This is a genomic window from Streptomyces sp. NPDC091972 (assembly GCF_044756385.1).
Classification (GTDB): domain Bacteria; phylum Actinomycetota; class Actinomycetes; order Streptomycetales; family Streptomycetaceae; genus Streptomyces.
The window spans coordinates 216,887-236,340 of the sequence record NZ_JBIVSV010000013.1; the positions used below are offsets into that span (position 1 = coordinate 216,887).

Below are 19,454 nucleotides of genomic sequence, written 5' to 3' on the forward strand. Positions count from 1 at the left end.
GGCGCCCGGACGCCTTCTGGGGCCGACCATCCCGACACCCTGGCCGCCCGGTCGTTCTCCGAGTGCTGGAGTGAGTGAGGAGCACTTCCCGGCCGGGCCGTCGCTCGGACCGGCTCCGCTCGACCTCGACACGCTGAGAAGGCCGTCACTGCGGCCAAGGAGGTACTGAAGTCGCGCGACGGTCCGGGGTCCCTCCAGCCCCTTCAACGCGACCTCAGCCTGGGCTCGACAGAGCCTGGATGATCCTGCTCACGGTGGCCAGCCTTGGAGCAGCGCTCGCCTGGGCGGCGGCCACACGGACGGTCGCGGCGCCGGCCCTCCCCTGCCCGAACTTGCGGCCACCAGAAGGCACTTGCTGAGCGACGAGAACGTCGCTCGCCTCGCCGGCGCCGATTTCGACGCCGGTGAACTCGTCAGCGCGCCGTGCCTCTTCCCACGGCTCACCTGGCCTCCGTTATCTCGCCGACGAGCACAGTCCTCGATCGACATCATCGAAGGGAACCGAACGTGATCATCAAGAACGTGACCGTCATCGACGGCACGGGCGGTGCCGGCCTGCCCGCGATGGACGTCCGCATCGCCGACGGGCGATTCGAGGACATCCGTCCGTCCGGCGCGGACACCGCCAGGGCGCCGGGCGGCGACGACGGCGAAGTGGTTCTGGACGGACGCGGCGGCTACCTGCTGCCAGGTCTGTGGGAGAGCCACACTCACCTCATGGGGTTCGCCATGCATGTGCCGCAAGCCGAGCGGCTGCCATACCTCCAGGGGGTCCTGACCGACTACCTGCACTCCGGCATCACGTCGGTGTGTGATCTCGGGGGATCGGTCACGCAGGGCCGCACGGTCCGTGAGGCCGGCCGGGCCGGGGGCACCGCGGCATCGTTGTTCTTCGCCGGACCGGTCTTCACCAGTGTCGGAGGCTGGCCCCTGTCGTTCCATGGCGAGCGTTCCATGGCCGTCGGCGTGGGCGATGTCGACGAGGCACATCGGCAGGTCGAGAAACTGCTCGATCAGGTCGACTTCGTCAAGTGCGTCTTTGACGGAAAGCCCAGAGGCGGTGAGCGGGTTGCCCTGGCCGTGCTCGAGGCGATCATCCAGGTCGCGCACGGCGCGGGCAAGAAGGTACTGGTCCATGTGGCAACAGGCACGGATCTGCGGGAGGCGGTCGCAGCCGGAGCCGACTGCATCGAGCACTCCTTCATCCCGGAGGATCCCGCCGATGCGAGCGAAGCGGAACAGATCGCCTCCCTGCTGGCCGAGACGGGAACCCTTTACTGCCCAACGCTTGTCACCTGGGAGCAGTTGGGCCGCAGCGGGGACGCCGCCTACCTGGACGAACTCGTCGCTGACGGGATCTCCTCGGCCGAGGACGCGGCCGCGATCGCGGCTCGGCCCTTTTGGGGCATGCCGTTCCCACACCACCCGATCGACGAATCGCAGACCCGGTTCGACTACGCCATGCGCACGCTGCCCCTCTTCCATGAGGCCGGTGTCAAGCTCGTCGCGGGAAGTGACATCGCGACGGGCGTGCCCTCGCCCGGCAGTGCCCTGCTGCGTGAGTTGCAGCTGTTCGCCAAGGCCGGGCTGCCCCTGTCCGAGATCATCACCACGGCCACCGGTCGCGCCGCGGAAAGGATCGGGAAGCGGGATGTCATGGGCACCGTTACGGTGGGCGCTGTTGCCGACGCACTGCTCCTGGACGCCGACCCGCTCGCAGACATCTCCCACCTGATCGATCCGCGGCGCCGGGCCGTCATCAGCTCCGGCCGTCTCATCTGATCGATCAACACTTGATGGAAATGTTGCGCAGGAGTGGCAGGACGTCCGCGACGTGGCACGCATGGGGCCGGCGGTACTGAAGGGACTACCCGCCTGCCTTCCGGCGACTCTTCCCCGAGGTGGAGACCGAGGGGGAGGAGTGTCTCGACCTCAACGTATGGACGCCCGACCCCAAGGCAAGCGGACTCCCGGCACAGGTGTGGATCCAGGGCGGTTCGTTCGCCGGCGGTGCCAATTCCCTGGCGGCGTACGACGGTCGGCCTTCACGCGAGGCCGAAAACTTCCTGGCCTTCACCGCCATCGCCTGCGCCTTCGTCCGGCGCCGAAGACTCACCGATTGAGATGACCTCTGCATACTCGAGGAGGATGGTCGGCAGCAACCTGCTGCAGCCCCACACCATGAACACCAGCACCCGCCACCAGGTTCACATCACCCGCGACGGCCAACTCAGTATCGACAGCGAACCGCACGTCGTTCCCGACGAGGTCGACCCCTCCCAGGCCGTCATCCAGATCCTCCATATCGAAGCAGTCGGCAGCGGCCTCCCAGCGCTCGTCCAGGTCCAGGACGACCGCACCGGCTCACGGTTCGACATGCGCGTCATGCCCGACGGCACCACCCAGACCCCCACAACCGCGTCCGCTGTGGCGCCCCAACGCGTGGCAACCGAGCCGCAGCAACAAGCGGGCAGTCTCATCGACCAGCTCACCGCCGCCCAGGCCGCCGGCCGGGTCCACGACTTCGACCGGGCCATACCGGCTGCCGATGCCATCCTGCAGCAGCTCAGCGCAGAGCAGGGCGACGCGGCGGCCGCGACCCTCGAGGCAGCGCAATTCCGCGCGGATCTGGCCTACTTGAGTGGCGAGTACGCCATCGCCACCGCCTCCTGGATCGGGCTCGCCCTCGCCTGGTACGACCGGCTCGGACCGGGCAGGCGACGCACCCAAGTGGCAGCGCAGAACGCCGCCCAGGCCTGGATGCACCTGCCTCTGTGCCAGGCACGGCCACTGGCTTCCGACCTTGTCGACATGCTCTTGGAAGTGGCCGCCCCCGAGCGCACCGAGACTATGCGGGCACACATCGCCGAGCGGCTCGGACAACCGAGCAGCCAAGACCATGTCCTCTGTGGTGAGGCGGACTAGAGAACACGGTCCAACTGGGGTGTCACCCCAGTTGCCGGCCCATCCAGGACCCGACGCACGGGAGAGAACCATGCGAGCCATCCGGTACGACCGTTTCGGCGGTCCTGAAGTGCTGCGCGTCGCCGACGTGCCCACGCCTCGGCCCGCGCCAGGACAGGTCCTCGTCGAGGTGCACGCCGCAAGCGTGGACGCCGGGGAGATCGCCTTCCGCGAGGGCCGACTTCGTGTTGTGAGCCGGACCCGTCTTCCTCGTGGCGTCGGCGGTGACTTCACGGGCCGCGTCGCAGGACTGGGTGCCGGGGTGCGCGACTGGCGCGTGGGAGACCGGGTGTGGGGATTGATGCCGCGCCTCGTCTTCGGTGCCGTCGCCGACTACGTTGCCGTTCCCGAGCAGCGGCTGGCCCGGGCCCCGGAGAACCTGACTCTGCTGGAAGCCGCCGCGCTACCGACGTCGGGCACCACCGCTGTGACCGCCCTGACCGAGAAGGCTGGCCTCGTCAGCGGTGACCGGCTCCTGGTCCGGGGAGCCACGGGAGGGGTGGGAAGCGTTGCGGTGCAATGGGGCAAGGCCCTTGGCGCCCATGTCACCGCGCTCGCCGGTGCCCGCAACCTCGGCTGGATCGTAGAACTGGGCGCCGACGAGGCCCTGGACTACCGCACGACCCGGCCGGAGGATCTCGACCGTTTCGATGTGATCCTCGACGTTGTGGGCACGAACCTGGACGCCTACCGGGCACGGCTCACCCGCAGGGGCCGCATGGTCGCGCTGGCCTTCGACCGCGACCGTCCCTTCACGTCCATGGCCACCATTGGGCTGCGGGCCGCCCTCACCCCTCACCGGGTCAAAGCGTTCAGTAACAACCCGTCCGCCGGGCGGATCGCCGAACTCACCGGCCTGGCCGAGAAGGGAAGCGTCCGCCCCGTAGTGGACACCGTCTTCCCCATGGCCGACATCGCGGAAGCGCATCGCCGCCTCGAAGCAGGCGGCGTGCGCGGCAAATACGTCATCGACATGCAGCGCTGAGTGCATACCGCGGGACTGTCCTTCAGGTGCCGCAGTGCCGCGGCTGCGTGCAAGCCCGTCCGGGCGGCAGGCGAGCCATGGTCGCGGTCATGTACAAGCGCCCGATCGCGACCTGGTAGGTCCTGCACGACCGCCTGACCTACCGCGAGCTCGGTGCCTACCGCTCCGGTGTACGCCGACACCAAGCAGCGCAGCTCGGCCGCTCGAAGTGGGACAGGTGCAGGTCAAGGAGGATGTGGCGGCTGAGGCTGAGCCCAGTGTGAATCTGGCGCTCAGCCGCCCCGGGTTCCAACCCGCGGTCGGTCCGCCAGGGCGGTCGCGGGCCGGAACGCAGTGGCGCTGATTTGCGAGCGTGGCATCGCGGGGCCGGCCGCGGTTCCGGGCTCAGAGGTTGACGACCACGGCTTTGGTCTCGGTGTAGGCGTCGAGGACGTCGGTTCCGTGCTCCCTGCCGATGCCGGACTGTTTGAACCCGCCGAAGGGCAGCGGCCCGCTGCTCATCTGGTTGACGGTGTTGACCCACACCGTTCCGGCCTGGAGACGGTCGGCCATGGTATGTGCGCGGCTGAGGTCTTTGGTGAACACGGCGGCGGCCAGGCCGTAGACGGTGTCGTTGGCGATGCGCACCGCCTCTTCGGCGTCCTGGAACGGCAGCAGTACGGCGATAGGCCCGAAGATCTCATCCCGGGCCACGCGCGAGGTGTTGTCCAGGGTCCTCTAAGTCCGCATCTCGACGACGATTGAAGGCCGCAAGGGCTGTGGGGTCCAGGTCCTCCCAGGCCGCGTCCGTACCGTTGCCGCCCTACTCCTCAGTTGACCGGCCCTTCATCGCTCGTGTGCGCGTCAACTCGCCGAAAACCGCCGCACAGGGGCTGCACGGGCACATCCACGAGTTCGGGCTCGAGCTTTGTGGCCAATGGGGCCCGGGCGGTGGCGTCGCGAAGGCGCGAACTCGGCGGATTGGGCACGCCCCTCTGTTGTGTTCAGAAGATGCTCAGGTATTGCTCACTCGGTCCGATCATCGGCACGGCGATGTTTGACTACGGGACAACGATCGAGAAGGAAGGATTCCACCCATGGCTGTCGAGCCTTCCGTGAGCGTCGGTGGTGTGACGTACCGGGTGACACCGGAGTACCTGGCCGATGCCTCCACCAATACGGCTACCACGGCGACGGAGATCGCCGCGCAACTGGCTGATCTGAAGCTCTATGTGACCAGCCTTGAGCAGAGCTGGCAGGGCATAGCCCACTCCGAGTTCCAGAACCTGATGGCTAAGTACGACGTTTACGCTCGCATGCTCAACGACGCCCTGGACGGAATCTCCAAAGGACTTCAGGGCAGCTACGTGAACTACAAGGACTCCGAACAGCAGAACCTGAACAACCTCACCCAGTTGGGCGAGGACGTTCCGAAGTCCCCGATAGGCACAAACTTCAGCTGATCCATCCGCGTATCCAGCCGATTCATCTGCGCGTTCTTCCGCAGGACCGGGCGCGTTCGAGGAGTGATTCATGGCAAACATAGACGGCACACCGATCTACGTAGGCGAAGGCCTTGAAGCGGCGGGCAGCGCCATCAACGCCAGATCCGGAGAGATCACCACAGAACTTCAGCTGTTGAAAAACAAGTTGTCGCCGCTGGCCGACGCGTGGAGGGAGAGCGAGGCCGCTACCTACTATCAGGACATGCAGAACGGGTGGGACCTGGCGGCCAACGGCCTTTTCGGAGAGGACGGCGTGCTCGGCCGTATTGCCCACGCCATGAATGTCAACTGGAACAACTACAGTGACGCCGAGTGGGCGAACGTGTCCACCTGGCGGCGATGACGCACCGCATTTCTCACCCCGTCTCTTTGCGCCTCCCCTTTCTGAACACCGAAGGAAACATCTGTGCCCGATGAACGCTGCCGGGTTACCGTGGTCGGCGACCGCAGGCAGGTCGACCTGGCACTCCCAGCCCAGGCCCCGATCGCTGAATACGTCCCGCGACTCGCCACCCTGTGCGGCCAGCCCGAGTCCGAGGGCATGCCTCCGGTCTGGACACTCGCGCCGTCGGCAGGTTCCCCGATGGCCCCCGGCGACACGCTGTCGGGAGCAGGCATCGTGGACGGTGCCACCTTGTACCTGCGCGACCAGCGGGCCGCGGAGCTGAGCGAGCTGACCGTCACCGACCTTGACGAACAGATCGCGAACGCCCGTGACGACGGCGGCCTGTGGAGCGCCCGCCGGCGTGCCCAGAGCGTTCTCGGTGCGGGTCTGGCGGTCATGGTGATCTCGGCAGCCTGGCTCGGCGCGCATCGGATCGCGGGCGTGGCGGTGTTGTTCTTCGTGCTGGCCGCGCTGTGCTCGGCGTTGCTCGCTTGGTACTCCGAGCGCAAGAATTGGCCGCTGCCCCGTCCGGTGCGCCAGCTGCTCGCGCTGGCCGCCTGTCCGCTGCTGTCCTGCGCCGGCCTGGGAGCGCCGGTCCACAGCCCGGTGGCCACGCCGTTCCTGGTGGTGGGAACCGCGGTGGTCGGTGCGTTCGCCGGACTGGTCGCCTTCCCTGCTCTTGCCACGGTGCTACTCCAGACTCTGACCCTGGTGACCGCGTTGTTTGTGGTGCCGCTGGTCGTGTCGGACGCGAGTCTGACCAGCTCGGCGGCGGCGGTGGCCCTGGTGCTGTTCGTGCTGACAGGGCTGCTGCCCCGGATCACCAGCCAGATCGCGGTGCTCGTGCCCGACGGTCCGGACACCGGCGCCCCGGCCCTGAGCAGCGAAGAGGTCGCCGCCGTCGTCCACCGGACCAATGGGCTGCTCACCTTCCTCAGCATTGTCACCGCGACCATCCTCACGGCCGCTCTGCTCACCCTGACCACCTCGCGGGACGCGTACGCCCTGTCCCTGGTGGCCTGCGTCAGCGTCGGGCTGCTGCTCCAGGCGGGATCGGTGCGCGTGCTGTCGAGCGTGATCCCGCTGCTGTCCGCCGGAGTGCTGGGGCTGCTCGCGCTGGCCGTACGAGCGCCCGAATACCTCTTCGACTCGCCCAGCGCGGGAGCGCTGACCGCGTTCGCGGCGGGTGCCGTCCTGGTGGGCTGCGGGCTGTTCCTCGCCTTCGGTGCGGCCCTGCGTCCCATCGAGCCGGAGCGGCCCGCCTGGCCCGGGGCCGTCGTCACCGCTCTCGTCGTCGCCGCCCTGCCGCTGACCGCCGGTGTCTTCGGTCTCTTCGGCTGGCTGACCGGCCTGGGCAGTGACCTGTGACCGAGGGCCGGACCGGTGGACCATGCGTGAGCTGAAGCCGGTCGCGCAGCGTGTCGCACCGGGCAGTTGGGGCGCGCACCGCTCCATCGGCGCGGCCGTCAGGGACGCCAGGCCGGGCGGGGTGATCACCGTGCAGGCCGGGACGTACACCGAGGGGCTGGTGCTGGACAAGGACATCGTCCTGGTCGCCAAGGGCACCGTACGGGTGGTCGCGCCGCGCGGCCCGGCCGTCACCGTGCACGCGGGCCGCGCCGAGCTGCGCGGCTTCACCCTCGTCTCCCCCGCGCCCCGGGAGGCCGCGGTGCTGCTGCGCGGCGGTGAACCGGTGCTGCGGGACTGCGAGATCACCGGCGGTCGCGTCGAGGTCGCCGCCGGGGCGGCTCCGTTGCTGAGCGGCTGCTCGGTGCGGCAGACCGAGGACATGGCGGTGCGTCTGACAGGCACCAGCCGCACCACGCTGGAGGCTCTGACGGTCGGCGGCTGCGCAGGGGACGGCGTGGTCGTCGAGGACGAGGCGGCTCTCGAACTGACCGACGCGCTCGTGGACGGTGTTGCTGGATGCGGCATCGTCGTGACCGCCGGCGCGCACGCGGCTCTGACCCGCTGCGAGATACGCGGCAGCGGCGCCACCGCTGTCCTTGTGGACGGACACGCCTCCGCGGCACTGAGTGAGTGCCGCTTGTACGAGGCGGCCGGCCTGGGGGTCTGGGTACGCGGCACGGCGGGCCGCACCCCGGGCCCGCAGCGCCGCCGGCGGTGGGGCACCGGTCCGACCGGGGAGGACCAGAACCCGGTGGCGGTCTCCTTTTCTGCCGATGCTGCAGCCCGCTCCGCTGACCGAGCCCAGGGTGTGCGGTTGCGTGACTGTGAGATCTTCCGCACCGGACGTTCCGGTGTACTGGTGGAGGACCAAAGCTCGGTCGTGCTGGACCGTTGCCACGTGCACCGCACCACCGGTGCCGCGGTGCTGGTCAGAGGAGAGGCCGTCGCGGAACTGGTCTCGGTGAGGGCCGTGGACTGTACGGACACGGCGCTCGTCGTCAGCGCGACCGGGAACGCCACCGCGCGCGACTCCACCTTCGCCCGCACCGGTGCCAACGGGCTCTACGCGACGGGCGAGGCTTGGGTCTCACTGACCGGGTGCACGGTGCGGGATACCGCCTACACGGTCGTGCATCTGGGCGGTTCGGCGCGGGTGGAGGTACAGGACTGCGCGATCGGGGGCACCCCCGAATACGGCGCCCGTGTCACCGAACGGGCCGAACTGCTGGCGGAGCGCTGCGAGCTGACCGACATCGAGCTGACGGGGCTGTGCGTGGAGGGCGGCGACGCGGCCCTGCGCGACTGCCGGATCGAAGGCGACCGCGACGGCGTACGCCTGACCACCACCCACCGGCCCCTGTTGTCTCACTGCGCCGTCACCTCCGTCGGCGAGGCCGGTGTCCGGGTCGGCCGGGGTACGGGCGCCCTGCTGGAGAACGTGACGATCACCGGAGCCACCACAGGCCTGCTCCTGGAGGAGGACAGCACAGTCCGCGTGGAGGGCGGAGCGGTGCGCGAGTCCCGGGGCAGCGGTGTCGTCGTGTACGCGTCCGCCCGTCCCGCGGTCCACGGCCTCACGGTCGAGTCCGCGGCGAAGAATGCGCTCTACGTCGGGGACGGGGGCGAAGGCCGCTACGACGACTGTCACTTCACCGGGAGCCGTCTCCCTGCCGTCTACGCCGGTGCCCGTTCCAGGTTCGTGCTGCGCCGATGCGTCGTGGACGGCACCGAGACGGACCTGCTGCGGGACGAGGAGGCGGAGGTGTACGCGCGGGACTGTCATGTCGAGGATGCGGTCGATCCGGTCCTTCCGACCTTGCCGCCCCCGCCCGCTGAGCAGGGAGGCACTCAAGTGCCCGATGTCCGCGGGGCGATGGCCGCCAGCGGCATCGCGGGGGAGGGCGAACAGGACCCCGAGGCTGCCGCGGCGAAGTTGGAGGAACTCCGCGCCGAACTCGACCGGCTGGTCGGTCTTGAAGGTGTCAAACACGATGTGGTCACGCTCACGAGACTGATGCAGATGGTGAAGGCCCGCCAGGACGCCGGGCTCGCGCCGCCGCCGCTGAGCAGGCACCTGGTCTTCGCGGGGAACCCTGGCACAGGCAAGACCACGGTGGCCCGCCTTTACGGCGGCTTCCTGGCGGCGCTCGGTCTGCTCAGCCGCGGTCACCTGGTCGAGGCTGACCGGGGGGACCTGGTCGGGGAGTACGTCGGGCACACCGCGCCCAAGACGACCGCCGTCTTCCGGCGCGCTCTGGGCGGGGTGCTCTTCATCGACGAGGCGTACTCCCTCGCGCCGCAGGGCCAATTCACCGACTTCGGCTCGGAGGTCATCTCGACGCTCGTGAAACTGATGGAGGACCACCGTGACGAGGTGGTCGTCATCGTCGCCGGCTATCCGAACGAGATGAAACGGCTGCTGGAGTCCAACGCCGGCCTGGCCTCACGCTTCACCCGCACCCTGCACTTCGACGACTACTCCTCGTCCGATCTGGTGCGCATCGTCGAGCACCAGGCCGACAGCCACCAGTACACCTTTGCGCCGCAGACCATCGCCGCGCTGCACGACTACTTCGAGACGCTGCCGCGCGGCGAACAGTTCGGCAACGGACGCAGCGCCCGGCAGGTCTTCCAGCGGATGACCGAGAGGCACGCGCAACGCGTGGCCGAACTCGGCTTGGGCGCCGTCGATCTCGCATCGGCCGACGAGGAACTGCTCACCACGCTCCTGCCCGTGGACCTCCCCCCGGAAGAGGCCCTCTGAGCAGGGCAAAGCGGCAGGACGCCAGAAGACTTCCGACCGGGTGAAAGACAGGTGTCTCCCAGATGGCAGAACAAAGCACGCAGGACTGGCTCGTGCACCTCGCGGCGCTGAAGGAGGCGATCGGGGCTGTGAGGCGGGAGTCGGCGGAGATCACGACCGGCATGGCGTCAATCGCCGCCAAGATGAACGACATCGGCACCTCGTGGAACAGTCCGTCCTACGCCACGTTCGACGACATCAAGTCCTGGTTCCTGTCGTGCCAGCACGATCTCGAAGCACTGATGGAGGACATCCTCCGCCGGATGGAAGCCACGTACTCGAACTACCACGACGCGGAGGGCACGAACTACAGCAACGTCACCGACGGGCCGGCGGATGGCTGAGCGGCCTCACGGTGCGCCCGGCACGCCGCGCGCCGTCCAGCATGCGGCGTGCCGGCGTGGCACGGCGCACGACCGCCCCGTTCAGCACCTGCAGAACGGGGCGGCACGGCCCGCCCGTTCAGGCCTTTGGCGGAGGAGCGGGAAAGCGGGACTTGCGGTCGGCCTCCGCGTAGACCTGTCCCGAGTGGTTGAGCAGCGCGATGTATTCGCCCAGTTTCTCGATCGTGGCGCCGACTTCGAGCAGCGCGCGTTCCATGGCCGGGTTCATCTCGGCCGCGAACGTCTCGCCGGTCTTGGCGAACGGGTTGGCAACGGACTTGCCCTGCTGCGGGTCGTACGCCATCGAGTTGCTGTTGTCTCCCCTTCTCTCGTACGCGTCCTTGGCGCCCTGTCCGAAGACGGTGTCCTTGACGGCTGCGACCAGGGCGCGGACCTCCTCGTACTTGTCCACCGCGCCGCGTGCCTCGGTGAGCATCGACTGCTCCGCGGTGCGCAGCGCGCCGAGGTCGACCCTCAGATCCCCGGAGGGTTCGGTGATCTCCTCCGACGGTGGTCCGTCCCCGCTCTCCGTCAGGTCCGTCGGATCGATGTTGAAGGAGGGCGGTACGGCCCAGACGACCTCTGTATCCGGTACCAGGTGGCTGAGGTCCTTGCCGTTGTCCTCCGAGGGGTCGGCGGCTCCGTCGCCGTCCTCGTCCACTATCTCCGGGTCAGGAAGCGGTGTTTCGTCGTACTTCGAGTTGATCGGTTCGGTCACGGTGTCTCCTTGGTCTCTGACGCGTCGACTTTCCGGCCCGGTGTGCGGGCGACGCGGCATGCCGGGCGGCCCGCGGGGCGACGGCCCCGAAGAACCGATGCCAGGCTAACCACTTATGTGATGAATTGTCAGTGTGATTGTCTTTTGGCCTCATTGAGTGAATCACCCCATACCGCCAAGATCGCCGGATTGTGACCAGAGGAAGGTGGGTCATGGCTGACAGCGAAACCGCCAACTACGACATTTCCGTCATCGATATGTCCCCGGCCGGCCTGAACGTCACGTCCAGGGCCCTGGTCGAACTCTCCAAGTCCGTCGCCGAGCGCATCAGCACCATCTACACCACTCTGAGCGCGCTGCGCGTGGCGTGGCAGGGGCAGGCGGCCTCGGACGCCGAGGAGGTGCAGAACGAATGGACGCGGGTCATGACCGAGCTGTTCGGCACCGAGGAGGACCCCTCCCGGGGGGTCCTGCCCGCGCTGGCGGACGGAGTCGGCATGGCCTGGGGCAACTTCAGCGTGGCAGAAAAGGGCGTCACCAAGATCTTCACCGAGTTCCTCACCAACCTGACCGCGACGGGCAGCGGTGACCCTGAAGAGGTCACCGACACCAACCGAACAGCGGTCACCATGACCTTCCCCGACTGATCACGGCCTTCTCCCACCCGCCTGTGTCCCACACCCCGAGATGCAACTAGGCAGTCACTGTGAGTCGAATCCCGTTCCACCGCCCCGTCCGGATGGCGCCCCCACCTCTGCCGGAAGGCATGACGAAGCTGGCCTCACCGCCCCAGCGGCCCCAGCCGCAGGGCGCGGCCGGATGGCTGATGCTGCTCCTGCCGCTGTTGTCCAGCGTCAGCATGGCCGCGTACATGGTGGCCTACGGCAGGGCATGGATGATCCTGCTGGGGTTCGCCTTCGTCGTGGTATCCGTGGGCATCACCATCGGTGTGCGGATGCAGTTGCGGAGCAGCCGGCGCCGCAACCAGTTCCGGCAGCGGGAGCGGTACCTGGAGTACCTGGCCGGTGTCCGCAAGCGGGCTCAACTGAGCAGGGTGGGCCAGCAGGCCGCCGATGCCTGGCGGCATCCGCACCCCGAGCGACTGTGGGCGATAGCCACCCGGCGGCGCCGGGTGTGGGAACGCCGCCCCGGTGACAGTGACTTCCTCCAGTTGCGGGTCGGCACCGGTACGGTGACGCTGGCCGACGCGCTGCGCGTCCCGGAGCAAAGCGATCCGACCATCGAGGTCGACATCGAGTGCCAGCACGCCGCCCGCGAACTCGTCGAGGCGTACAGCACGGTGGACGGTCAGGCCGCCTGGCTGGACCTGCGGTCGTCCGGCGTGGTCAGTCTGCTGGGGCCGCGCTTGCGCACCCGTGAGCTGGCCCAGAACCTGCTGCTGCAGCTCTCGGTGCTGCATGCCCCCGACGACGTGCGGGTCGCGGTCGTCACCGGCGGCAACTCCGCCTGGGACTGGGCGAAGTGGCTACCGCACACCCATGACCCCGACCCGCGGGCACAGTTCCGCGAGCAGGAGGTCGTCCCCCTGCTCGCCGACGACCTCGCCGGAATCCACGATCAACTGCGTGCCGCCTTCGACGAAGCAGTCGCAGCCCGCGCCGAACGCAACGGCCGCCTCATCACCCAGCGTGACAGCGGCCCCCGCCGCCACCTGGTCGTCATCCTGGACGACTACGAGCCCGGGGCCTCTTGGGCCCGTTCTGCGCTCCTGGCCGACCTGTTCACCGAGGCGGGACCCGACCTGGGGGTGCACGTGGTGTGCCTCGTGGAGGAGGAGGCATCCGAACCGGGCCGGGTCGACGTCCGCGCCCGCACGGACGCACGCGGTGGACTCGTCCTTGAGGGACGCATGCCGGGCCTGTACGCGGCGATCGAGAACGGCGCCGCCGACGAGCCGGCGCCCGCCGTCCTGGCGGCCACCGCACGTGCGCTGGCGCCACTGAGGCTGTCCGGCGAACGCGAACAGGTCCTCGCCGAGGACGTCTCCCTCTCGGGGATGCTCGGTTTCGCGGACATGGCGGCCTTCGACCCGGCCGCCGGGCGGCGCAACCCCGACGCGAAAGACCTGCTCAGCGTCCCCATCGGAGTGACCGGCACCGGCGAACCGCTACACCTCGACCTCAAGGAGTCGGCACAGGGCGGCATCGGCCCGCACGGGCTGGTCGTCGGCGCCACCGGGTCCGGCAAGAGCGAACTGCTGCGCACCCTCGTCACCGGCATGGCCATGGTGCACGCGCCGGAGCACCTGGCCTTCGTCCTCGTCGACTTCAAGGGAGGCGCCACCTTCGCGGGCGTCACCGAACTTCCGCACGTATCCGGTCTGATCACCAACCTCGCCGACGACCTCGCGCTGGTGGACCGGATGCGCAAGGCCCTGCAGGGCGAACAGCAGCGCCGGCAGCGCATGCTGCGGGAGGCCGGGAACGTCGACTCCGTGCGCGAGTACCAGCTCCGTCAGGCCGCCGGCGGCACCGACGTCAACGGCAAACCGCTGAACCCCCTGCCCTACCTGTTCATCATCGTCGACGAGTTCGGCGAACTCCTCTCCCAACGACCGGACTTCATCGACCTGTTCGTCCAGATCGGCCGGGTCGGGCGCTCCCTCGGCATGCACCTGCTGCTGGCCACCCAGCGCCTTGAAGAAGGCAGGCTGCGGGGCCTGGAGTCCCACCTGTCCTACCGGATCTGCCTGCGGACCTTCAGCGCCGCCGAGTCCCGTGCCGTCCTCGGAACGCCCGACGCCTACACCCTGCCCGCCATCCCGGGCTCCGCCTATCTGAAGGTCGACGAGTCGGTCTACGAGCGCTTCCGCGTCGCACATGTGTCGGCGCCCTACCGCGAACAGGACTCCGACGCCGCTGCCGCGGCCGCCGAACCGGTTCCCTTCGCCGTACACGGAGACCTCGCCCCGCTCGCACCCGAGGAGAACGAGGCGAGCCGCCGGGAGTGGACCCCGGACGCGGGTGCGACCGAACTGCAGATCGCAGTCGAGCGCCTCGTGAACAAGGACGTCCCGGGCCACCAGGTGTGGCTGCCGCCACTGCCCGCGCACTTCGCCCTCAGCTCGCTGCTCGGCGAGCCGGAGGTCGACCCGGAGCTGGGCCTGCGCTGCCCCCTGTGGCCCTACACGGGCCGGCTCGTGTTCCCGATCGGCGTGATCGACGTGCCCTCGCGCCAGGAACAGATCCCCCTCACAGCTGATCTGACGGGACGCCAAGGGCATATCGCGCTGGTGGGCGCCCCGCAGAGCGGCAAGTCGACCTTCCTGCGCACCGCGATGCTCAGCGCCATGCTCACCCACACCCCCGAAGAACTGCAGTTCTACGCCATCGACATGGGGGGCGGATCGCTGCACGGACTGAGCGACGCACCCCATGTCGCCGGCATCGCGGGCCGCCGCGACGAGGAGCGGGTGCGCAGGGTGCTGGCCGAGGTCGGAAGCCTGGTCACCGCACGCGAGCGGATGTTCCGAGACCTGCACATCCAGACGGCGGCCGAACTGCGCACCCGCCGTTCCGAGGGCGACCTGCCCGAGGGCGTGCGGGCCGCGGACATCGTGCTGGTCGTCGACAACTGGGCCGCTCTGCACACCTCCGACGACAGCGCCGTGACCACCCTCACCGAGATCGCCGTCCGCGGCCTCGGTGTCGGAGTCCACTTGTGGCTGACCGCCAACCGATGGGCGGAAATTCGTGTCGGCCTGCGCGACAACATCCCGGGCCGCCTCGAACTGTGGCTCAACGACCCCTCCGAGTCGGAGATCAGCCGACCCGCCGCCCGTGCCCTGGGCCCGAGCGTTCCCGGCAGAGGGCTGGCCTCACCCGGACTCACCCACCACATCGCGCTGCCCCGGCTGGACGGCGTGGACAACATGGACGGGATCGCCGACGCCGAACGCCGGCTGGTGTCCAGGATCGCGGAGAGCTGGCCGCGGGCCGCGGCCCCGGCGTTGCGCGTACTGCCCGACCGGATCACCGTCCGCGAGTTGTCCGCGGCCGGGGCGCCGACGCCCGCCGAACGCTGGGAGAGCCACGGCGCGGCCCTCGGCGAGCGCGAGGTACCCGTCGCGCTGCGCGAGGCCGACCTGGCCCCCGTCGGACTCGATCTGACCTCGAACGACCCGCACTTCGCAGTCTTCGGCGACTCGGGATCCGGCAAGACCACGTTCCTGCGCGCCTGGATGCGCGGTCTTGCCGCCCGCCACACCGCCCACGAGCTACGGTTCATGATCGTCGACTACCGGCACAGTCTGCTGGGCGTGGTGGCCGACGAGTACATCGGCGCCCGCGGCGGCAACTCCGACCTGGTCGCCGGACAGGTCGCGGCCCTCGCCGAGACCCTGCGCTCCCGGATGCCTCCGGCCGACATCACCCCCACCCAGCTCGCCGAGCGCGGCTGGTGGGAAGGCCCCGAGCTGTATGTGGTCGTGGACGACTACGACCTTGCGGCGGGCAGCATGGGACGCGGCCCGCTGGCTCCGCTGGCCGAGTTCATCCAACAGGCGGACGAGCTGGGCTTCCACCTCGTACTGGCCCGGCGGGTCGGTGGCGCCGCCCGGGCCCTGCTGTCGGACCCGCTGCTCAGCAGGCTCAAGGAGATGGGCTCCGGTGGCCTGCTGCTGTCCGGCGACCACCGCGAAGGGGTCCTCATCAACGAGCAGCGCGCGCACCGCCGTCAACCCGGTCGCGGGACGCTGGTCCGGCGGGGCCACGAGCCCACCCTCGTCCAGGTAGCCATGGACGAGCGGGACGCGCTGGCTGAGAAGTCGGCAGAGCTGTCCGCCGCCGGTGCCGGCGGATCCCGCGCCGAGGATCCGCCCACGACACCAGCACAACCCGTAGCGCGAACCTAGCTACCGCCACAGACCACCCAGTACGGCACCAGTCAGGCGACCGTCGAACACATCACGCCCAGGGAGGGCGGCCCCACCATGGAAGACGCGGATTCCGTACTCGGCGACATCAAGGTCGAGGAGATGTACGCCCTGGGCAACGCCTGGATCCAGCTCGGTGACGTTCTTCACGAGCGCCGAGCCGCCGTCAACGGCCACGTGGACGGGATCGGCATGACCGGAGTGGCGGGAGCTGAGGCTCGCCGGGCATGGGAGGAAGGGCTCGGCCTGACCTTCGACGCCGCCGCCGAGAAGGCGTGGACGATCGGGCAGACGATCAACCGCTACGCCGACGAGTTGCACAAGGCGGCCGAGGAGTACGCGGAGCAGCTCAACGCCGCCATGTGGGCGGACATCCTGGGCACCATCTTCGGGCTCGTCCTCATCGGCCTGGGGCCGATCCTCGCACGGGTGATGGCGATCGTCGGTTCGCTGCTGGCCAGGCTCATCCCCATCGTGACCGCGATCGGGAGCCGGCTCGGCACCGTGGGCGGCGCCATCGCCGGTGCCGCCGGAGGCGCCATCGTCGGTGCCGGGGCCGAGGTGGGCTTCGACGTCGGTCTCGGCGCCCTGGGCGCCGAACTCGCGGGTGCCGACTTCAACGTGACCTGGACCGTAGCCATCAGTGCGATCGTCGGGGCGGGCTTCGGCGCGCACGGCGGCGGCATGATGGGTTGGCATTACGGCGGTGCTGGGCGCTCTTTCGTCCCCAAGCCCACCCCTGGTGGCGGCGCCCCGGCGTCCACGCCCCCCGGTGTCACCCCGTCCAGCGCCAGACCCATGCCCGATGGTGGCGATGGGACGGTTCCGCCTCTGTCCCGGACGCCCGACGGCGGCCTCTCCCTGCCCACCCCTGACGGCCTGGGCAGGGGAGACGGCTCGCTGGCTTCCCCTCCGCCCGGCGGCAGGGACGGTGTCTCGACCAGCCACCCCACCAACAGTGGTCCAGGCAACGGACGTTTGGGCGACCTCGGTATGCCCGCCCGGGCGACGAACCCCGGCGGCTCCTCCTCGTCGTCCCCCACCCCGGTTCCCGCGCAGGGGAGGGTGTCAGGGAACGGCTCCCCCACTCCGGCCCCCAAGCCCGAGCTCGCCCCGGACGGCGGCCGGCCGACTCCCGGTGCTCCCACGCCGAAGCCGGTGGATGGGCGTCCTAGTGGGTCTGTGGATGGCGGGCCTACGGACCTGAGGGGCAACGTGCGTCCTGACGGTTCCCCGGTCGTCCCGGGAGTCCGTGCTGGCGGTCCGGCCCATGAGGCAGGCGGCCCGGCCAGGTCCGACAACCGCCCGTCCGGCACGCCCGTCGGCTCCCGCCGGTATGACAACTCGGTTGATTACCTGGGCGGTCCGCAGAACAACCCGCATGGGACACAGGGGAACAGGGCGGGTTCGGTGGGGGAGTCGCCCAGGTCTGGTGGTTCGAGCGGTTCGGATCCTTTGGCTGGTCCGGGTCGTCGGTTGGGGGATGGGCAGCGGGTCGAGGTGCCGGTTGGGGGGTCGGATTCCAGGGCGGGTTCGGTGGGGTCTGGTGGTTCGGGTCCCATGGCTGGTCCGGGTCGTCGATTGGGGGATGGTCGGGTCGAGCAGCCGGTTCGGGGGTTGGATTCCGGGCAGGGTTCGGTGGGGGAGTCGCCCAGGTCTGGTGGTTCGGGTCCCATGGCTGGTCCGGGTCGTCGGTTGGGGGATGGGCAGCGGGTCGAGGTGCCGGTTCGGGGGTTGGATTCCGGGCAGGGTTCGGTGGGGGAGTCGCCCCGGTCTGGTGGTTCGGGTGGTTCGGGTCCCATGGCTGGTCCTGGGCGTCGGTTGGGGGATGGGCAGCGGGTCGAGCAGCCGGTTCGGGGATTGGATTCCGGGCAGGGTTCGGCGGGGGAGTCGCCCAGGTCTGGAGGTCCGGGTGGTTCGGATCCGGCCGTCAACCCGCGCCGAGAGTCGAACAGAGGGCAGGGGCCTGGTAATGACCGCATTGGCGGGATGAAGGACCTTGCGGATGAACCGTCTGCCGAGACCTCGGGTTCGGGTGGAAAGTCGTCGGGGGGTTCGCGTCCTGGTTATGACCGACCCGCTGGGATCGCTGACCTTCCCGGTAGGTCGCCCGACGGTGACACGGGTTCGGGTGTCGGCGGCGGCAACCTTCGCACCAACCGCGGCAATAGCAGTACCACGCAGGTCGAGACACCCTCCATGGGCGATCGCCTTGAAGGTGGCAGGGGTGCCGCCCGCCGGATCGGCACTCGACCTGGCGCGGAGGACGGCCGTTCGTCCTCGCCCACCAAGGAGCAGTCCTCGGAGACGACAAGGCCGAAGTCGGACCAGGGAACGGAGGAGTCCACGTCGGCCCCCACTTCACCGCGGCCGGACGAAGCGCCTGAGACTGCGTTGCCGGAGGCCAAGTCCGCCACGTCTACGGCGCCTGGGTCGGAGGTGGCGCCGCCCAGGACCGCGTTGTCGGAGCCCGAGTCGACGCAGCGGATGAGCGGCTCGCAGGCCAGCACGCATCACACGCGCGCCGAGTTCGACGGTGCTCCGTCGCGTGGGGCGGGGGTTGGCTCCAAGTCTGGTGTGAGGTCGGCGAGCCCTTCCGTTTCGGACGGCCAGGGGTCGGGTGTCGGCGGGGGTAACCTGCGCGCCGACACCGGCACCGACAGTGTCCTTTACACCACGGCTCACTCTGCGGGCGACCAACCCTCCGGCCAGAGGAGCGCCCGGTCCGGCGGAGACGATGCCCGTCCGTCGTCGTCCCCCATCTCGCAGTCTTCCGGCAACCGTGCCAGGAACCTCAGCCCCGACGAATCGGGGCAGGGTCCGGCCGGCCGTGAGGAAGGGCGCGACTTGTCCCCGGCTGAGGCCAGCAAGCCGGATGTCCAACTCGCGAATGCGCGCCGTGATGACGGCTCCGCCACCGCACAGCGGCCCGCCTTGGACCGGCCCGTCGCGGAACCCGTCGTCTCGTCGGGGCACCGCGGCTCCGGCATGACGGCCGGGGACAACGTCCCTCGGTCCTCGCCCGACAAGGCGCGGCCATCTGAGAAGGCCGCTCATTCCAAGGCCGGGTCGACGCGGCCGTCGTCGACAGACGACACCGTCACCCACTCGGCCGGCACTCCGGATGGTGACCGGCTCGGCGCGCCCGCGGCGGGGAACGGCCCTGTCAGGGAGACTGGGGACGGCACCCCCGTACGTACCCCGGGGATGACGGACCACATCGTGCCCCCCTCCCCTCCCTCAGACGACACGCCTGTGTCTCCCGAAGCCGCCACGACGCCGGACAGGGGCAGTGCTGGCCCGATTGCCATGCCGAGGGTGGAGGACTCCACCTCGTCCGAGCCGGTCGGCACGGCGCCGCCCGCAGTGGACCCCGGCGCCGGCCTTGAGGCGGGCGGGCGTACCAGGGGACACCAGGAGGGCGACGA

Annotated in this window: 14 protein-coding genes; 11 read left to right on the forward strand and 3 right to left on the reverse strand. The window is 69.5% G+C overall.

The annotated features are described in order from the left end of the window. Positions 1–507: 507 nt before the first annotated feature. The 4 genes from ACIQJT_RS32640 to ACIQJT_RS32655 all read left to right on the forward strand — a co-directional run bounded on the left by ACIQJT_RS32640 (position 508) and on the right by ACIQJT_RS32655 (position 3,949). Complete coding sequence (locus ACIQJT_RS32640; RefSeq protein ID WP_402649425.1) at positions 508–1,782, forward strand: amidohydrolase family protein; 1,275 nt, start codon at positions 508–510, stop codon at positions 1,780–1,782. A 119-nt stretch (positions 1,783–1,901) separates the two neighbouring features. Then, positions 1,902–2,123 carry a carboxylesterase family protein gene (locus ACIQJT_RS32645; RefSeq protein ID WP_402649426.1) on the forward strand — a complete coding sequence of 74 codons (222 nt, stop codon included), beginning with the start codon at positions 1,902–1,904 and terminating at the stop codon, positions 2,121–2,123. A 25-nt stretch (positions 2,124–2,148) separates the two neighbouring features. Then, on the forward strand, positions 2,149–2,925 hold the full coding sequence (locus tag ACIQJT_RS32650; RefSeq protein ID WP_402649427.1) for a hypothetical protein: 777 nt from the start codon (positions 2,149–2,151) through the stop codon (positions 2,923–2,925). 70 nt (positions 2,926–2,995) lie between these two features. Beyond that, complete coding sequence (locus ACIQJT_RS32655; protein WP_402649428.1) at positions 2,996–3,949, forward strand: NAD(P)-dependent alcohol dehydrogenase; 954 nt, start codon at positions 2,996–2,998, stop codon at positions 3,947–3,949. A gap of 384 nt (positions 3,950–4,333) precedes the next feature. Here ACIQJT_RS32655 and ACIQJT_RS32660 read toward each other — a convergent pair whose 3' ends face one another. Beyond that, positions 4,334–4,660, reverse strand: coding sequence for an aldehyde dehydrogenase family protein (locus ACIQJT_RS32660; RefSeq protein ID WP_402649485.1), 327 nt, complete (start codon positions 4,658–4,660; stop codon positions 4,334–4,336). 365 nt (positions 4,661–5,025) lie between these two features. Between ACIQJT_RS32660 and ACIQJT_RS32665 the strand changes: the two genes are divergently transcribed. The 5 genes from ACIQJT_RS32665 to ACIQJT_RS32685 all read left to right on the forward strand — a co-directional run bounded on the left by ACIQJT_RS32665 (position 5,026) and on the right by ACIQJT_RS32685 (position 10,375). Next, a complete protein-coding gene (locus ACIQJT_RS32665; RefSeq protein WP_402649429.1) occupies positions 5,026–5,391 on the forward strand; it encodes a WXG100 family type VII secretion target in 366 nt (121 codons plus the stop codon). A gap of 70 nt (positions 5,392–5,461) precedes the next feature. Then, positions 5,462–5,776: a WXG100 family type VII secretion target gene (locus tag ACIQJT_RS32670; RefSeq protein ID WP_365461365.1), complete on the forward strand. Its 315-nt coding sequence runs from the start codon at positions 5,462–5,464 to the stop codon at positions 5,774–5,776. Positions 5,777–5,839: 63 nt separating this feature from the next. After that, on the forward strand, positions 5,840–7,186 hold the full coding sequence (locus tag ACIQJT_RS32675) for an EsaB/YukD family protein (protein ID WP_402649430.1): 1,347 nt from the start codon (positions 5,840–5,842) through the stop codon (positions 7,184–7,186). Between the two features lie 22 nt (positions 7,187–7,208). Next, positions 7,209–9,992 carry a right-handed parallel beta-helix repeat-containing protein gene (locus ACIQJT_RS32680; protein WP_402649431.1) on the forward strand — a complete coding sequence of 928 codons (2,784 nt, stop codon included), beginning with the start codon at positions 7,209–7,211 and terminating at the stop codon, positions 9,990–9,992. Between the two features lie 62 nt (positions 9,993–10,054). Further along, complete coding sequence (locus ACIQJT_RS32685; protein ID WP_402649432.1) at positions 10,055–10,375, forward strand: WXG100 family type VII secretion target; 321 nt, start codon at positions 10,055–10,057, stop codon at positions 10,373–10,375. 118 nt (positions 10,376–10,493) lie between these two features. Here the strand turns inward: ACIQJT_RS32685 and ACIQJT_RS32690 are convergent, their stop codons facing one another. Next, complete coding sequence (locus ACIQJT_RS32690; protein WP_365461373.1) at positions 10,494–11,132, reverse strand: hypothetical protein; 639 nt, start codon at positions 11,130–11,132, stop codon at positions 10,494–10,496. Positions 11,133–11,344: 212 nt separating this feature from the next. Between ACIQJT_RS32690 and ACIQJT_RS32695 the strand changes: the two genes are divergently transcribed. Both ACIQJT_RS32695 and eccCa read left to right on the forward strand, forming a co-directional pair. Further along, positions 11,345–11,779 carry a WXG100 family type VII secretion target gene (locus tag ACIQJT_RS32695; protein ID WP_402649433.1) on the forward strand — a complete coding sequence of 145 codons (435 nt, stop codon included), beginning with the start codon at positions 11,345–11,347 and terminating at the stop codon, positions 11,777–11,779. A 119-nt stretch (positions 11,780–11,898) separates the two neighbouring features. Then, positions 11,899–16,005 carry a type VII secretion protein EccCa gene (eccCa, locus tag ACIQJT_RS32700; RefSeq protein WP_402649434.1) on the forward strand — a complete coding sequence of 1,369 codons (4,107 nt, stop codon included), beginning with the start codon at positions 11,899–11,901 and terminating at the stop codon, positions 16,003–16,005. Here the strand turns inward: eccCa and ACIQJT_RS32705 are convergent, their stop codons facing one another. Continuing rightward, complete coding sequence (locus tag ACIQJT_RS32705) at positions 16,006–16,701, reverse strand: hypothetical protein (protein WP_402649435.1); 696 nt, start codon at positions 16,699–16,701, stop codon at positions 16,006–16,008. Positions 16,702–19,454 lie beyond the last annotated feature (2,753 nt).

What these genes read in the sequence shown, in the direction of transcription:
- ACIQJT_RS32650 (WP_402649427.1), top strand. Translation starts at nt 2,149, where the DNA reads ATGGTCGGCAGCAACCTGCTGCAGCCCCACACCATGAACACCAGCACC.
- ACIQJT_RS32655 (WP_402649428.1), top strand. Translation starts at nt 2,996, where the DNA reads ATGCGAGCCATCCGGTACGACCGTTTCGGCGGTCCTGAAGTGCTGCGC.
- ACIQJT_RS32665 (WP_402649429.1), top strand. Translation starts at nt 5,026, where the DNA reads ATGGCTGTCGAGCCTTCCGTGAGCGTCGGTGGTGTGACGTACCGGGTG.
- ACIQJT_RS32670 (WP_365461365.1), top strand. Translation starts at nt 5,462, where the DNA reads ATGGCAAACATAGACGGCACACCGATCTACGTAGGCGAAGGCCTTGAA.
- ACIQJT_RS32680 (WP_402649431.1), top strand. Translation starts at nt 7,209, where the DNA reads ATGCGTGAGCTGAAGCCGGTCGCGCAGCGTGTCGCACCGGGCAGTTGG.
- ACIQJT_RS32685 (WP_402649432.1), top strand. Translation starts at nt 10,055, where the DNA reads ATGGCAGAACAAAGCACGCAGGACTGGCTCGTGCACCTCGCGGCGCTG.
- ACIQJT_RS32695 (WP_402649433.1), top strand. Translation starts at nt 11,345, where the DNA reads ATGGCTGACAGCGAAACCGCCAACTACGACATTTCCGTCATCGATATG.
- eccCa (WP_402649434.1), top strand. Translation starts at nt 11,899, where the DNA reads ATGACGAAGCTGGCCTCACCGCCCCAGCGGCCCCAGCCGCAGGGCGCG.